This is a genomic window from Actinomadura rugatobispora, assembly GCF_042656285.1.
Classification (GTDB): Bacteria; Actinomycetota; Actinomycetes; order Streptosporangiales; family Streptosporangiaceae; genus Spirillospora; species Spirillospora rugatobispora.
Genome location: NZ_JBHSON010000036.1, coordinates 33,776 through 48,010 on the forward strand (window position 1 = coordinate 33,776; position 14,235 = coordinate 48,010).

The window sequence follows — 14,235 nt, forward strand, 5'->3', positions numbered from 1 at the left end:
GGGCACGCCAACCCAGTCGTGACGATGGTGCCGATCAGCGGCAGGAGAGTGTGTTCGCCAACTCATCGTTCTCGGGGAACCTGTGCAGTGATCTGCACGGACAGCGCCGCGATCAGCCCAATGTTCACTCCCTTTGTGAGCGCAGGCTCCGCCATAACCCCTCGTACCAGCTCGACCAACTCGGTGATGAGTCACACTTCGAGGCGTACTGAGGGGCGCGTCCTGACCCCGGTCGGCAAGCATCACAAGGGCTTCGCCGCGTCGAGGCCACCGCCGACCATCCGCTCAGAAAGGCGGCTCGTCCGAGCTACTCGCGCCCACGGATCGATCGCCTTGGGCAGCGCCGCCTCCGGCAACGGCAGGTTGGTCACCACGTAGAGGTTCAATATGTCATCCCGATCCATAAACATGGACGGGCTCGTGGTGCTCTTCCCCGCCCACGTCATCCGCTACTGGGCACGGCCGGACATCGCCTACCTGCCGGTCACCGATCTGGAGCCGCTGCCGTACGCGCTGGTGTGGCGGAGGGAGGCGCAGAGCGAGCCCATCCGGGCCCTGGCCGGGATCATCCGAGGCCGGGGCTCTCTCGGCTCTTGATGTCGTCCGTCACCCTCGGGTGGGATCTGATGCCAAGCGGGCCGGGTGTTGCCTGGCTGTACGCCAATTCGCGCTGTCCCTGATGGGCAGGTGAGTGGCGGCGTCGTAGTCGTAGGAGCCGACCCGGACAATTACGAGAGATCGAAGGGGGCGGGGGAGTGGCCTTCCCAGATCTGGCGGGATGCCTGTTCGGGGTAGGGCAGAGTCTTCGACTCGGTGTCCAGGACGCGGGTGAGGTGCCCGCCGGGCCGGTGGGCGGACCAACCCGCGTCGCCGGTGGTGACGAAGCGGACCCATGCCTCCTGGAGTTCGCGGGAGAGCGCGACGGCCTCGGGAGTGGGCTCCTCGCCGATGAGCTGGGTGCCGACGGGGCTGTCCAGCGTGCCGAACGCCAGGGGCACGTCGAGGCTGTGGCAGGCGCCCAGGATGCCGCCGAGGGCCGGGGCGACCCAGCACAGTTCGAACAGGTACGAGGTGCCGCCGGCTGCGGCGTTCGCCTCGGCCAGCTTCTGTGACGGCATGCGGAAGAGGGCGTCGGAGTACACCGTCTCCACCAGCTCCTCCGGGCCTGCCTGCGGGAACGCGGCACGGTAGGCCCGCGCGCCGTCCGGCTGCGGGGCGTGCAGGTCCAGGGCTGCGTGGGCGTCCTCCTCGGTGAAGGTGCCGTGCCGTCCGCTCATGACGCTGAAGTACCGGAATTCGTCCCGGGTGTGGCCGACGAGCAGTTCGGTCCCGCTCGCGCGCGCGCCGGTCAGCGCGGGCCAGGGCGTTTCCGGGAGGACCTCGCCGTCGACGACAGGGCACAGCGCGGTGCCGGTCTCCGTGAGGCGTCCCCAGCTCTCCCGGTGCGCGTGGAGGCCGGCGTTGAAGGAGGTGAGCTCGGCGGCCAGGTGCCATGGGTCGATGTCGCGCAGGGCCTCGGCGGTGGGGGCCGCCGCGCCGAGCCGGTCCGCGAACGCGGCGGTGACCTGCCGTGCCAGCGCGGGGGTGCTGTGCAGCCCCGGCACCGAATGGGCGATGGCCCGCCGGAACAGGCCGCGCGCGGACTTCATCGTCAGCAGGGCGGCGACCGAGCCCGCCCCGGCGGACACTCCGCCCACGGTGACCCGGCCGGGGTCGCCTCCGAAGGCGGCGATGTTGCGCTGCACCCACTCCAGCGCCGCGATCTGGTCGAGGAATCCGCGGTTGGGCGGCACGTCGTCGAGGAACGCGAATCCCTCCGCGCCCACGCGGCAGTTGATGGTCACCACGACGACTCCCGCCTCGGCCAGCGCTGCCGGGTCGTACATCGGGTCGCTCGACGCCGCCGAGAGGTAGCCGCCCACGGGGATCCACACCAGCACCGGCAGTCCCGCCGCGCCGGGATCCGGAGTGCCGACGTTGAGCGTCAGCCAGTCGGTGCCCTGCGGGGGCACGTCGATCGGCAGGGACAGCGGCACCACGGGGCCGAACTCGACCGCCTGCCTCGTCCCCTCCCAGCGGTGCGGCGGCGCGGGCGCGGCGAAGCGGAGCGCTCCGACCGGGGGCTGGGCGTAGGGGATGCCGCGGAACACCGCGTGCCCCTGCCGCCGGCGGCCCTGCACCACGCCTTCCGTGGTCCGCACCCTTGGCTGTTCGGACATGACGATTCCTTCCCTCGAGTGGACCCCAGGATTATGGGTCAGGTGTATTATGTCAACTGTATTGGAAAAGTCCCGGAGGACGAGGGAGGGGCCGGCGATGCCGAAACAGGTGGATCACCGCGGACGCCGCGAAGCGATCGCCCGCGCACTGTGGCGGGTGGTGGAGCAGCGCGGCGTCACACAGCTGACGATGCGCGTGGTGGCGCAGGAAGCGGGCATGTCACTCGGGCAGCTGCAGCACTACTTCGCCTCCCGGACCGCCATGCTCTCCTTCGCCATGGACTTCGCGTCCGAGCAGACCTCGGTGCGCGTACACCAGGGGCTCGAAAAGCTCGGTGACCGTCCGCACCCCCGTGACGTGCTGCGACTGACGCTCGCGGAAATGCTCCCCCTGCATGCCGACGCCCGCGCGACCAGCCGGATGAGCGCCGCCTACGTCCTGGAGGCGCTGCACGACGAGGCCGTGCGCGAGCAGGCGCGCCGCGGCCTCGTCCAAGGGCGGGCCCTCGTCGAGCAGTTGGTCCGCCAGGCGATCGCCGACGGGCACATCGACTCCGGCCGCGACCCGGCGACCGAGACCAACCTGCTCCTCGCCCTCACCGGCTTCACCTCACTGATCGAACTCGACGTGATCGAGCCCCAGGACGCGCTCGCCGCGATCGACGTGCATCTGGACCGGCTGTTCAGGAGTACGTGACCTGCCCCGGACACGGGGGCAGGTGGGGACAAGATCAGCCCTAGTCCGGCCGCTCCCCGGCCTGGTGCCATCTGACCGGCCACCTCTACCTCGGCACCGCGCCCGGCAACGACCGTCCCATTTACGCCCTGAGCGTCCAGGCCGACGCCCGCCGTACCGAGCCCCATGCACCGTGGCGGTCAACGGTTCGGCCTTGCGCCCCGAGTGGATCTCGCAGCGCTTCGACGTCCTGATCGAGCGTTACAACACGATCCGACGGCGCCACCTCGATGAGGGGTGGCCCGTTGAGCAGATAGCGCGGTCACGATCTACGGCGGCCCGCTCCTGCCGATCAGGTTCCACGACCTGCGCCACGGCGCGGCGACGCTGAGCCTGCTCGGCAAGGTCGACATGAAGGTGATCAGCGCAACGCTCGGTCACTCCCGGTCCTCGTTCACCGCGGACACCTACACCTCGGTCCTGCCTGAGGTGGCCAGGGCCGAGGCGGTGGCCGCCGTGGTGCCGCTGCGACGCGATGGCCACACCATGGCCACACCAGACACCGAAAACGCCCCCGCCGAGATCATCTCACTCGGCGGGGGCGCTGGTAGTGGCGGAGGATCGGGGATTTGAACCCCGGATGGGCGGTAAACCCAAACCGCATTAGCAGTGCGGCGCCATAGACCGGACTAGGCGAATCCTCCAGAAGCCATCAGGCTCACGACAGGTTACCGGTCCGCAGCCCAACCAGCAAAGTCCGAACCCGCCTCACCGGCAGCCTACCTCCGGAGCCCCTCACAGGGTGTGCTCCGCTGCCTGGCTCGCCACGGCCGTGATCGTTCCGCCGCCCTCCGCGGGCCCGGGCACCCCCTCCGGTGCCCTACACTGGTGGACGTTGCCGAACGCGGGAAGCTGCTAGACTCCCGTCCGGCATCAAGCCATGGCACGACCAAGGCCCAGCAGCCGTAGCTCAATGGATAGAGCATCTGACTACGGATCAGAAGGTTGGGGGTTCGAATCCCTCCGGCTGCGCATCACATCAAAGGCCACTCTCCATGATGGAGAGTGGCCTTTTGAATGCGCCTTAGGAGCCACGGGCCCGTCAGGGGCCGAAAAGCGGCTACGCCGCACGCCCAAGCGCGTCATGGGGCTGCGCACCGCGCGTCTACATGCGAAGCAGTGACGGCAACACCAGCAGACACGAACGAAGGTGATCAGCGCTCAGCAGCACGGCCGCGCCAGATGATGACCTCGGAGCGGGTCGAACTGATAAAGATGCGGCCTGACGGTTGAGGTCTCACGCACGGTTAGCATGCGAGCCATGGTCGACAATGTGTCCCGGCCGCCACGTGGTGAGCCCTACGCATGCCCTTGTTGTGGCTTCCTCACGCTTGAACGGCGGGGATGGTACGAGATCTGTCCCGTGTGCTGCTGGGAGGACGTTGGCCAGGATGACCACAACGCCGACGAGTACCAGGGCGGCCCCAACCATGTCACCCTCACCGAGGCGCGACGGAACTTTGCCACTCTCGGAGTCAGTGACCCTCGCCGTCTTCCTCATGGGCGAGACCCGTATCCGCACGAACGCCCGCTCGGTAAGAAGGAGTAACAAGCAGGCCAGCGGATCGACTGGTCAGGGGCTTGATCCAAGCGGTGGTCTCCCGGCTCTGGTAGTCGCGTTGGGAGCCACGCGAACAAACGATCTTGAATCGCGGCGGACTGATCCGGACGGGTCTAAGGTCGGCGGACCAGCGTGCGGACTGATCTGAACGGGGTCGTTGATCTGGGAATCTACGGACCAGAAGGTTGGGGGTTCGGATCCCTCCGGCTGCGCACCACTGAAGCTGCCCGGATGGGTACAGCGATGGCGCGGATCCACGCCGTGACGGTGGTGCACTGGTCGGCGAAGAGCCGGTGCAGGGACCGCAGGGAGATGTGGTGGACGGCGGCGATCGCGGCCAGGGACAGTTCCGGGTTGCCCAGGTCGATGTGGGCCTGAGCCGGATGGATGCGGATCTGGAGAAGAAGGTCAATCTCGCCGTGTACTGGGCACGGCAGCGCGTTGACGTCCCTCGGGGGTGAAGAGGCACGCGGTGACCAGCCTGCGGTTCTTCTTGGACGCCGACGGCATCGAGCGCCCGGCGTAACGTGCAGGTGTTTCCCTGCTCGTCGATGGGCCTCGTTGCCTCAGTCCGGTCTGCCTCGTCGTGTGCAAGCGCGGCGACGGTGGTGGCGTAGGGCCCAGATGGTCAGGAGCGCGAGAACCACGATGGCCACCGCGATGTCGACGCCGTGGCCGACCAGGCTCTCGACCCGCGTGTAGGTGGCGCCGGCGAAGTAGCCCAGGAGGGTGAACGCCACCCCCCAGAGCAGCCCGCCCAGCGCGTTGAACGGCAGGAAACGGCGATAGGGCATGTGCGAGAGGCCGGCCAGTGCGGGCATGACCGCTCGGAAGAAGGCCACGAACCGCCCCAGGAACACCGCCACTGGACCGCGCCGCCGTATCAGCTCCCGGGCCGCTTGGACGCGGTCGGCGTGGCGGCGCAAGAGCGCGGCGTCCAGAATGCTCGGCCCGAGGCGACGCCCCACCTCATAGCCCACGCTGTCCCCGACGATGGCGGCGGCCACCACGACCACCGCCAGCAGGGTGACATCGACCCTGCCCTGGTGGGCGAGAAATCCCGCGACGACGACGGAAGTCTCGGCGGGCAGGACGAATCCAAAGAACAGGGAGTCCTCGGCGAAGACCAGCGCGGCGACGATCAGGTAGATCAGAGGGCCGGGCAGACCACCGATCCAGTCGGTGATGAAACGCATGACCCCCCTTTCTCCCGTAGTGCTTCCGGGCTTGCCGCCATCCACGGGGAAGGCCCCGCTTCCAGACTGCCCCCGGATCGACGAGATGACGCGTGAGAACACCCGCCGCTCCTGCCTTATCCCGCCGTTCCCGGACCGGAACTCGACGTACGCGACCGGCCCGGCCCCCTCTGGCCGCGGTGGAAGCCCACCTTGCCCACGACGCGGCTCGGCTCGACCGGGTGGTGCCGTTGTGGGGCGGCCAACGTAGTCGGCCAGGGTGGCGGAGATGACGTGGCGGCGGGCGGCGTAGCCGTACAGCCCGGTCATGGAGGACAGTTGCCGGTGCCGATCTGGTCGCGGTAGGCCACCAGGGATCGCCGACCGCTCACCGCGGCACGGCGTGGGGAAGCGGTGGGATTCACCATCGAGGTCGGCGATTCTTCGTTATTCGTGCCGATGGCGGCTCGCAGGTCGATGTCTTGAGAAAGGTGCGGGTCAGCGGGGAGACAACGGGCACCAGCAATGTTTGCTGGATCGTCGCGGACGAGATCAAAGTCGTCTGAGTGGCTCGGGTTGTGCTCCTCAACGACTCTGTGTCCTGGCTGGCTCTTCGAAGGCCGCTTTCCGTGATGGAAGGTGGCCTTTTGAACGCTCGGGGTCAGGGTTTCCATTCGGTTGGGCGTATCCAGGTTTCTTGGTCGCCCGGGCGTACTCTGGCGGCGTCGCCGACCTCCAGCTTGGCCAGGACGCCGAAGACGAGGGCGAGCACGGTGGATCGGTTCGCCGCTGGATCGATGTCGACGTCGAGGTTCGAGCGGTTGAGGCCGGTTCCGGCGCCGGTGACCTCGCCGAGACCTCGCAGGGCCTCGTTGAGGTCGTCCTCGACGTCGTCACGGTCGATGTTCGTCGGGAGTGGCCGGTCGAAGACGATTTCGATGAAATCCACGTTCGGTGTGCCGATTCTTGGGACTGTCGCGGGTGAACCGCGCCTGGTCATTGTCGGTGGAGGGTGGAGATGTTCGAGGGGGCTCGCCCGGGGGCGGGTTCACCAGCGCGGTCCTGGCCGCCGTGTAGGCGCCGGCGCCCTTGGCGCGGAGCTCGTTGTGCTCTGCGAAGGCCGGAGTCAGGTGTCGGGGCGGTGGGTGGCGCTGATCTCGGACAGGGCCGTTCGCCAGTGCAGGTGGGATCGTTCCTGGGCCAGGGCGGCGTGCTGGTTGCAGAACCACTCGGTGTTCTCGGGGTGGCCTACCCAGCCGCTGCGGTCACGGGCCTGGTGGGCGGTCTTCTCTTCGTGCGTTAGTTCGAAGGTGACGAGGGTGAAGACCGACCACAGGTCCTGGTCGTCGTCGATATCGCGCAGGCTCAGGCCGCAGACGAAGCAGTGGGGTGGTCGCATGGGCGCCATTGTGCTGCGGAACGGCCGGTTCTTGTAGACCGTTCCGCGGCACCTGGTGGTTCTAATGCTCGCGCTGCTGGTCCAGGCCGTCGCCCACCACGGCGGCCAGGGTCAGGTACGCCTCGCGGGTCGGTGGAGCCAGGGCCTCCAGTTCCACCTCGGCGCCCTCTTCCAGGTGGTCGTCGTACGGGACGCGCACGACGGCCCGGCAGCGGCTCTCGAAGTGGGCCTGGAGCTTGTCGAGGTCGACCTGGCTGCGGGTGCGGTTGCGGACCATCGACAGCACCACGACGCCGTTCCGCACCAGGTGGCCGTGGTCGTGGGCCTCCAGCCAGTCGAGGGTGGCGCTGGCGGAACGGGCGCCGTCGACCGACGGGGAGCTGACCAGGACGAGCTGGTCGGCCAGGCTCAGCACGCCGGCCATCGCCGAGTGCAGCAGTCCGGTGCCGCAGTCGGTGATGCAGATCGAGTAGTACTGCTCCAGGATGACGGCGACCGCGGCGTAGTCCTCGGCGCTGAACGCCTCGCTGACGGCGGGGTCGCGGTCGGAGGCCAGGACCTCCAGCCGGGCGCCGTTCTGGGACGTGAACGCGCGCACGTCGGCGTACCGGTGGATCGTGTCGCGGTTGTTGAGCAGGTCCCGTACGGTCGCGGCCGTCTCCAGCTTGACCTTGTCGGACAGGGTGCCGCGGTCGGGGTTGGCGTCCACCGCGATGACGCGGTCGCCGCGCAGCGAGGCCAGCATCGAGCCGAGACCGGTCGTGGTGGTGGTCTTGCCGACGCCGCCCTTCAGGGACATGACGGCGACGCGGTGGTGGCCGCCGCCGACCTGCTGCCGGGCGCGGGCCACCAGGTCCTTGCGGCGCAGCTCGCCCTGGGACTCGCCTGGGTGGACGTTGCCTGCGGTGGCCTTGTAGACGGCGCGGCGCCAACCGGACGACGGCGCGATGCGGCGTTCGCCGAGGAGGTTCTCAGAGCTGAGGCTTTCGGCGGTCTGCGGTTGGGGCGGGTAGCCCTGGCCTTGGTCCGGCGGGATCTGGCCCGGGACCTGTTGCGGAGGCCCCTGGGGGTAAGCGCCCGGAGGCTGCTGCGGCGGGCCGGGGACGTAACCCTCCGCGGGGGGCATCGGCTGCGGCGGAGGGCCGTACCCGTGCGGGGGTGGGCCGTAGCCGGGCGGCGGCGGGGGCGGGAAGCCCATCGGTGAGCCCTCGGCGGGCTGCGGCGGCGCGGGCGGGGCCTCGGGCGGGCCGAACGGGGGCAGTTGGTCCAGAGGTGGGGCGCCCGGAGGGTTGTTCGGCGGGTGGGGCTGCTCGAACGGCTGCGCGCCGCCCTCGGCCGGGGGCGGCGGAGGGGCCTGGAAGGGCGGCTGCGGGGGGCCTTCGAAGGCGGGAGGCTGCGGCTGCGGCTCACCGAACGGGGGCTGCGGCGGTTGGGCACCCTGGTACGGCGGGTGCTGCGGGCCGCCCTGGGCGGGGTCGGGCTGGAAGCCCTGCCCCGGTTCGGGCTGCTGGAACCCCGGCGCGTACGGCGGGGGAAGCATGCCGCCGTCGAACGGCTGCGGCATCGGGCCGCCGTCGTACGGCTGCGGTGGGGCGCCCTGACCCTGGACCTGCTCGAACGGCGGGGGGCCCGGGTACGGCGGGGGGCTGAAGTCGTTGTACGCGGGCGGGAAGCCGGGCGGCATCGGGCCCCCGGGTGCTTCGGCCGGCGAAGCGGGCGGGGGCGACGGTGGGTTCGGCGGAGGGAAGCCGCCCTCTGGCGGGGGCGGGAAGCCGGCCTCTGGGGGTGGTGGGAAGGCTTCCTGGCCGGGTGGAGGGGTGTTGCCCTCCTGGAAGGGCGGTGGCGGAGCGGGCGTCCACGGGTTGGCGTCCTGCTCGCCCGAGGGCGGCCCCCCGGGCAGGCCGGGGAAGGGCGTACCGGCGGCGGGGGAGGGATCGCCCGTGTCGGGGGCGTTGTCCTTCGGGGCGGCCTCGGGGCCGGCGGTGGCGGCCTTCGGCGGCTCGGCGTCACCGGGTTGCTCCGCGGGCGGTGACGGGGGTTCGGCGGCGGGCGCGGGCGGGACAGCGGACGGCCCGGTGGCCTCGCTGCTCATCGCGTCCAGAGACGCCAGACGCTCCTCCAGGGAACGTCCGTCGTGATCGTTCCTTGCCACCGTCTCTCCCCTCGGCCACGCCTCTAAAGTTCGGTTCAGGAGCGGGTAGGCATTGGCCCATCGGCAGGATACCTGTGCACCAATACCACGCATCCCGCCGCTGGGGCCACGCACCCCCGTACGCCCAGGGCAGAGGGGACTCAACCGGGGCGTACTCCCGCACCACGGCCCGGTAGCGTGACCGTTATGCATGCGATCGTTATTCGTGAGCCGGGCGGCCCGGAGGTCCTGGAGTGGACCGAGGTGCCCGACCCTGAGCCCGCGCCGGGCGAGGTTCTGCTGGACGTCGCGGCGAGCGCGGTCAACCGGGCGGACGTCATGCAGCGGATCGGCGTGTACGACCCCCCGCCCGGGGCGTCCCCGTACCCTGGCCTGGAGGTTTCCGGCAGGATCGCCGCGCTCGGCGAGGGCGTGACCGGATGGCGGGTCGGTGACGAGGTGTGCGCGCTGCTGTCCGGCGGCGGGTATGCCGAACGGGTGGCGGTGCCCGCGGAGCAGTTGCTCCCCGTCCCGGACGGCGTCGGCCTGGTCGAGGCTGCCGGGCTGCCCGAGGTGGTGTGCACGGTGTGGTCGAACGTCTTCACGCTGGCCGGCCTGGAGGCGGGCGAGACTTTCCTCGTGCACGGTGGCGGCAGTGGCATCGGGACGATGGCGATCCAGCTGGCGAAGGCGCACGGTGCGCGGGTGCTGTGCACGGTGGGCAGCGCGGAGAAGGCGGCCGCCTGCCGGGAGCTGGGTGCGGACGCGGCGATCAACTACCGCGAGGAGGACTTCGTCGAGAGCGGCCCGTACGACGTCGTCCTGGACAACATGGGCGCCAAGTACCTGGACCGGAACGTGCGGTCCCTGGCGACCGGCGGGCGGCTCATGGTGATCGGCCTCCAGGGCGGCACGCGGGCGGAGCTCGATCTGAACGCGCTGCTGCGCAAGCGCGCCGCGGTGCACGCGACCTCGCTGCGGGCCCGCCCGGCGGACGAGAAGGCCGCGATCGTGGCGTCCGTGCGCGAGCACGTCTGGCCGCTGCTGGCGGCCGGGAAGGTGCGGCCGGTGATCGACCGCACGCTGCCCATGGCGGAGGCGGCGTTGGCGCACCGGGTTCTGGAGGACAGTGGCCACATCGGCAAGATTCTGCTGAGCGTGTGAGACGGGAGACCCGAGACATGATGAACGAGCCGTCGAAGAACGAGTCGGAGCAGGAACCGCAGATCCTCGTGGTCGGCCCGAACGGGATCGCGATCGAGGGCGGCGGGGACGGCGGCTCCGGCGAGAAGTCGGTCACCGACATGGTCGAGCAGCCCGCCAAGGTGATGCGGATCGGCAGCATGATCCGGCAGCTGCTCGACGAGGTGAAGGCGGCGCCGCTGGACGAGGCGTCCCGGGCCCGGCTGCGGGAGATCCACCAGTCGTCGATCAAGGAGCTGGAGGACGGTCTCGCGCCGGAGCTGATCGACGAGCTGGAGCGGCTCTCGCTGCCGTTCATCGAGGGCCAGGTGCCCAGCGAGGCGGAGCTGCGGATCGCCCAGGCGCAGCTGGTGGGCTGGCTGGAGGGGCTGTTCCACGGCATCCAGACCACGCTGTTCGCGCAGCAGATGGCGGCGCGGGCGCAGCTGGAGCAGATGCGCCGCGCCCTGCCGGCCGGCATGGTTCCGCCGGCGGCCGACGACGAGCAGCCGGGCAGCCGCCGCCACTCTTCCGGCCCCTACCTGTAACCCCGCGGCGTCCGTGTCCGGTCCGTTCCACGGGCCGGGTGCGGGCGTTTCGCCTTTCAGGCGGGGAAGAAGGCTTCCAGGACTTGGGCGACGCCGTCGTCGTTGTTGCTCGCCGTCCTGTACGTGACGGTGGCCAGGACGTCCGGGTGGGCGTTGGCGACGCCGTACGAGGTGCCCGCCCAGGTGAGCATCGGCAGGTCGTTGGGCATGTCGCCGAACGCGACGACCTCGGCCGAGGTGATGCCCTGCCCGTTGCAGAACTCGGCCAGCGCGCTGGCCTTGGTGATGCCCTGGGCGCTCATCTCCAGCAGCCCGCGCCCGGACGAGTGCGTGACCGTGACCAGGTCGCCGACGGCCTTGACGGCCTCCTGGGCGAGCGAGTCGGGGTCGGCGCCGGGGTGGAAGGCCAGCAGTTTGGTGCCGCCCTGGCTGACGAGGGTCTCGTCGTCGACGGGACGGCCGCCGAGCGCCTCGGCGTCCCAGCGGCCGAGGTTGTAGCGGGCCTCGAACACGAACCCGCTGGGGTACTCGACGGCGAAGCGCAGCTCGGGCAGGGCGCCGCGGAGCCGCTCCACGACCTGCGCGATCACGTCCGGTTCGATCATGTGGGAGTTCAGCACCCGCTCGGTGTGCAGGTCGTAGAGCACGGCGCCGTTGGCGCAGATGGCCACGCCCCGGTGGCCGACCGCGGTGGCGATCTCGCGCATCCAGCGCGGGGGACGTCCGGTGACCATGACGACGGCGGCGCCGGCGCGTTCGACGCGGGCCAGGGCGTCGACGGTCCGGGACGAGACGGTGCCGTCCGAGCGCACGATCGTCCCGTCGAGGTCGGTGGCGACCAGGCGGGGCGTGAAGCCCGGCAGCGTGTACGGGACCGTCGGCTTGGTGTCGGCCAGGGGTGTGTGGTCGTGCGAAGGGCGGGGCGTGTCCGAATCAGCGTTCGCCGGGCGTGGCGTGAAGTCAGACATGTCACCTTCCAGTCCGGCCGCACCCGGGTCCTCCCCCGCCCCGCCGGCAGGGTCGGCGGGGTACGACGGCGGCTGGAACACACCATAGGCGATGTCTCATCCCCGTCCGCCACAGAGATCCCCGGGGCCGTCCTCGGCGGCCCCGGGGGTTCCGTGCGCGGTCAGCGCTTGACCGGCTCCAGGACCTCCTGGCCCAGGTACTTCTGCAGGGCCTTCGGGACGCGGACGGAGCCGTCGGCCTGCTGGTGGTTCTCCAGGATGGCGACGATCCAGCGGGTGGTGGCCAGGGTGCCGTTGAGCGTGGCGACGGGCTGGTTCTTCCCGGCGTCGTCCCGGTACCGCACGGCCAGGCGGCGGGCCTGGAACTCGGTGCAGTTGGACGTCGAGGTCACCTCGCGGTAGGCGTTCTGCGTCGGCACCCACGCCTCGCAGTCGAACTTGCGGGCCGCGCTGGCGCCCAGGTCGCCGGCCGCCACGTCGATGATCCGGTACGGCAGCTCGACCTTGGCCAGCATCTCCTTCTCCCACTCCAGGAGCCGCAGGTGCTCGGTGTGGGAGTCGGCGGGGTCGCAGTAGGAGAACATCTCGACCTTGTCGAACTGGTGCACCCGGATGATCCCGCGGGTGTCCTTGCCGTACGAGCCGGCCTCCCGCCGGAAGCAGGACGACCAGGCCACGTACCGCCGCGGCAGGGCGGAGATGATCTCGTTCATGTGGTACGCGGCGAGCGGTACCTCGGACGTCCCCACCAGGTAGAGGTCGTCGGCCGGGAGCTGGTAGACCTCGGCGGCGTGCGCCCCGAGGAACCCGGTGCCCTCCATCGCCTCCGGCTTGACCAGCACCGGCGGGTACATCGGCGTGAAGCCGCTCTCGACCGCCTGCTCCATGGCGAGGTTGAGGAGCGCGAGCTGCAGCCGCGCGCCGACCCCGGTCAGGTAGAAGAACCGGGCGCCGGACACCTTGGCGCCGCGTTCCATGTCGATGGCGCCGAGGCTCTCGCCGAGTTCCAGGTGGTCCTTGGGCTCGAAGTCGAACGCGGGCGGTTCGCCGATGTGCTCGAGGACGATGTAGTCCTGCTCGCCGCCGGGCGGGGCGCCCTCCTCGATGAGGTTGGGGACGCCCTTGATCAGCGTGTCGAGTTCGCCGCCGAGCCGGTCGGCGTCCGCCTCGGCCTGCTTGACCTGCTGGGCGAGCTCCTTGGCGCGGCCCAGCAGCGCCTGCCGCTCGTCGCCCTGCGCCTTGGACACCGACTTGCCGAAACTCTTCTGCTCCGCGCGCAGCCGCTCGAACGACGACAGCGCCGCTCGCCGCCGCTCGTCCAGGTCGAGCAGCGTGTCGACGACGGTGTCATCCTCGCCGCGGGCGCGCTGGGACGCGCGCAGCCGCTCGGGATCCTCTCGAAGAGCTCGCAGGTCAATCACAGACCCGAGGCTACCGCCGAGAGGCCCCCCGCCGCGCCCGAGTATCCGCCTTCCCGGCCCGGCCCGAGGTCAGCGGGTCGCGTGGGCGAGCAGGGCGTGGGCGGGGAGGGAGACCTGGCCGTCCGCCACGGCGTAGCGGGTCATGATCTCGTCGTAGGCGGCCTTGATCCGCGTGATGGTGGCGGTGTCCTGGCGGGTGACGATCACGCCGTTGCTGCCGACTCTGGACATCGCCCCCGTCTCCCACCACTCCTGCGGGTCGGTGCGGTGGTGCCAGGTGACGGTCTCGGCGCGGGCGTCGGCGAATCCGGCGGCGCGGACGAGGCGTTCGAACGCGGCGCGCTCCCCGTGCTCCATGAACGGCGTGACCGGGATGTCGTCCGGCCAGGGCACGCCGACCCGGTCGACCGCTTCCCGGACGATCCCGAGCGCGCCGCTGCCGGGCATCTCCCAGCAGGTCAGCGCCAGCCGCCCGCCGGGCCGCAGGACGCGCCGCAGCCCGGCCAGCACCGCCGCCGGGTCGCCCACGTGGTTGATCACGAAGTTGCCGGTGACGGCGTCGAACGAGGCGTCGCCGAACGGCAGGTCCGGCAGGACGGCCACGGTCACGTCCAGGCCGGGGACGTTCCGCGCGGCCGTCTCGGCCATCTGGGGGTCGGCGTCGACGGCGGACACCTTCGCGCCCCGCCGGACGGCCTCCGCGGGGACGACGCCGGGCCCGGTGCCCACGTCCAGGAGTGCGGTTCCGGGGCCGACCTTGGCCGCGTCCAGCAGCAGGCCCGCGGTGTGGGCGGTCAGGCGGGCGAAGCCGCGGTCGTACGCCGGTGCCCGCCCGGTCCACAGCTCCCGCTCGTACTCATCGAACGTCGTCACCCGGGCAGCGTACGCCCGCGGG

At 70.7% G+C, this 14,235-nt stretch carries 17 protein-coding genes and 2 tRNA genes; 8 read left to right on the top strand and 11 right to left on the bottom strand.

From position 1 onward, the window contains the following. Window positions 1–242: 242 nt before the first annotated feature. Window positions 243–386: a hypothetical protein gene (locus ACFPZN_RS24665; protein ID WP_378284510.1), complete on the bottom strand. Its 144-nt coding sequence runs from the start codon at window positions 384–386 to the stop codon at window positions 243–245. A gap of 22 nt (window positions 387–408) precedes the next feature. Between ACFPZN_RS24665 and ACFPZN_RS24670 the strand changes: the two genes are divergently transcribed. Then, window positions 409–597: a hypothetical protein gene (locus tag ACFPZN_RS24670; RefSeq protein ID WP_378284511.1), complete on the top strand. Its 189-nt coding sequence runs from the start codon at window positions 409–411 to the stop codon at window positions 595–597. A 131-nt stretch (window positions 598–728) separates the two neighbouring features. Here ACFPZN_RS24670 and ACFPZN_RS24675 read toward each other — a convergent pair whose 3' ends face one another. Continuing rightward, on the bottom strand, window positions 729–2,219 hold the full coding sequence (locus ACFPZN_RS24675) for a carboxylesterase/lipase family protein (protein WP_378284512.1): 1,491 nt from the start codon (window positions 2,217–2,219) through the stop codon (window positions 729–731). 97 nt (window positions 2,220–2,316) lie between these two features. On the opposite strand from ACFPZN_RS24675, the gene ACFPZN_RS24680 reads away from it, so the two are divergent. Further along, complete coding sequence (locus tag ACFPZN_RS24680; protein WP_378284513.1) at window positions 2,317–2,916, top strand: TetR/AcrR family transcriptional regulator; 600 nt, start codon at window positions 2,317–2,319, stop codon at window positions 2,914–2,916. 330 nt (window positions 2,917–3,246) lie between these two features. Next, on the top strand, window positions 3,247–3,528 hold the full coding sequence (locus tag ACFPZN_RS24685; RefSeq protein WP_378284575.1) for a site-specific integrase: 282 nt from the start codon (window positions 3,247–3,249) through the stop codon (window positions 3,526–3,528). Here the strand turns inward: ACFPZN_RS24685 and ACFPZN_RS24690 are convergent. After that, window positions 3,507–3,599: transfer RNA gene (locus tag ACFPZN_RS24690), tRNA-Ser, on the bottom strand. The genes ACFPZN_RS24685 and ACFPZN_RS24690 overlap by 22 nt on opposite strands. A gap of 255 nt (window positions 3,600–3,854) precedes the next feature. On the opposite strand from ACFPZN_RS24690, the gene ACFPZN_RS24695 reads away from it, so the two are divergent. The 3 genes from ACFPZN_RS24695 (at window position 3,855) to ACFPZN_RS24705 (ending at window position 4,977) form a co-directional block, all read left to right on the top strand. Beyond that, window positions 3,855–3,927: transfer RNA gene (locus ACFPZN_RS24695), tRNA-Arg, on the top strand. A gap of 289 nt (window positions 3,928–4,216) precedes the next feature. Next, window positions 4,217–4,504 carry a CPCC family cysteine-rich protein gene (locus ACFPZN_RS24700; protein WP_378284514.1) on the top strand — a complete coding sequence of 96 codons (288 nt, stop codon included), beginning with the start codon at window positions 4,217–4,219 and terminating at the stop codon, window positions 4,502–4,504. 329 nt (window positions 4,505–4,833) lie between these two features. Then, the gene (locus ACFPZN_RS24705; protein ID WP_378284516.1) at window positions 4,834–4,977 is read left to right on the top strand and encodes a hypothetical protein; all 144 of its coding nucleotides are present in this window, start codon (window positions 4,834–4,836) and stop codon (window positions 4,975–4,977) included. A 105-nt stretch (window positions 4,978–5,082) separates the two neighbouring features. Here ACFPZN_RS24705 and ACFPZN_RS24710 read toward each other — a convergent pair whose 3' ends face one another. From ACFPZN_RS24710 to ACFPZN_RS24730, 5 genes are all read right to left on the bottom strand, one after another. After that, window positions 5,083–5,712 carry a DedA family protein gene (locus tag ACFPZN_RS24710; protein ID WP_378284518.1) on the bottom strand — a complete coding sequence of 210 codons (630 nt, stop codon included), beginning with the start codon at window positions 5,710–5,712 and terminating at the stop codon, window positions 5,083–5,085. Window positions 5,713–6,017: 305 nt separating this feature from the next. Next, a complete protein-coding gene (locus tag ACFPZN_RS24715) occupies window positions 6,018–6,365 on the bottom strand; it encodes a hypothetical protein (RefSeq protein ID WP_378284519.1) in 348 nt (115 codons plus the stop codon). Beyond that, window positions 6,353–6,691, bottom strand: a complete 339-nt coding sequence (locus ACFPZN_RS24720; protein ID WP_378284520.1) for a hypothetical protein — start codon at window positions 6,689–6,691, stop codon at window positions 6,353–6,355. Before ACFPZN_RS24720 ends, ACFPZN_RS24715 begins: the two co-directional genes overlap by 13 nt. Before the next feature lie 126 nt (window positions 6,692–6,817). After that, on the bottom strand, window positions 6,818–7,090 hold the full coding sequence (locus tag ACFPZN_RS24725) for a hypothetical protein (RefSeq protein WP_378284521.1): 273 nt from the start codon (window positions 7,088–7,090) through the stop codon (window positions 6,818–6,820). A gap of 61 nt (window positions 7,091–7,151) precedes the next feature. After that, window positions 7,152–9,242, bottom strand: a complete 2,091-nt coding sequence (locus ACFPZN_RS24730; protein ID WP_378284522.1) for a nucleotide-binding protein — start codon at window positions 9,240–9,242, stop codon at window positions 7,152–7,154. A gap of 186 nt (window positions 9,243–9,428) precedes the next feature. Here ACFPZN_RS24730 and ACFPZN_RS24735 point away from each other — a divergent pair, with 186 nt between their 5' ends. After that, entirely contained in the window at window positions 9,429–10,385 is a 957-nt protein-coding gene (locus ACFPZN_RS24735) for an NAD(P)H-quinone oxidoreductase (protein WP_378284523.1), read from the top strand. 20 nt (window positions 10,386–10,405) lie between these two features. Beyond that, complete coding sequence (locus ACFPZN_RS24740) at window positions 10,406–10,951, top strand: bacterial proteasome activator family protein (protein WP_378284576.1); 546 nt, start codon at window positions 10,406–10,408, stop codon at window positions 10,949–10,951. Between the two features lie 56 nt (window positions 10,952–11,007). On the opposite strand, the gene ACFPZN_RS24745 is transcribed toward ACFPZN_RS24740, so the two are convergent. The 3 genes from ACFPZN_RS24745 to ACFPZN_RS24755 form a co-directional block, all read right to left on the bottom strand. Continuing rightward, window positions 11,008–11,919 carry an HAD family hydrolase gene (locus ACFPZN_RS24745; protein ID WP_378284524.1) on the bottom strand — a complete coding sequence of 304 codons (912 nt, stop codon included), beginning with the start codon at window positions 11,917–11,919 and terminating at the stop codon, window positions 11,008–11,010. A gap of 161 nt (window positions 11,920–12,080) precedes the next feature. Continuing rightward, window positions 12,081–13,340 (bottom strand): serine--tRNA ligase, encoded by a 1,260-nt coding sequence (serS, locus tag ACFPZN_RS24750; RefSeq protein WP_378284525.1) that lies wholly within the window; start codon window positions 13,338–13,340, stop codon window positions 12,081–12,083. A 69-nt stretch (window positions 13,341–13,409) separates the two neighbouring features. Further along, window positions 13,410–14,213, bottom strand: coding sequence for a class I SAM-dependent methyltransferase (locus ACFPZN_RS24755; protein ID WP_378284526.1), 804 nt, complete (start codon window positions 14,211–14,213; stop codon window positions 13,410–13,412). Between the last annotated feature and the right edge of the window lie 22 nt (window positions 14,214–14,235).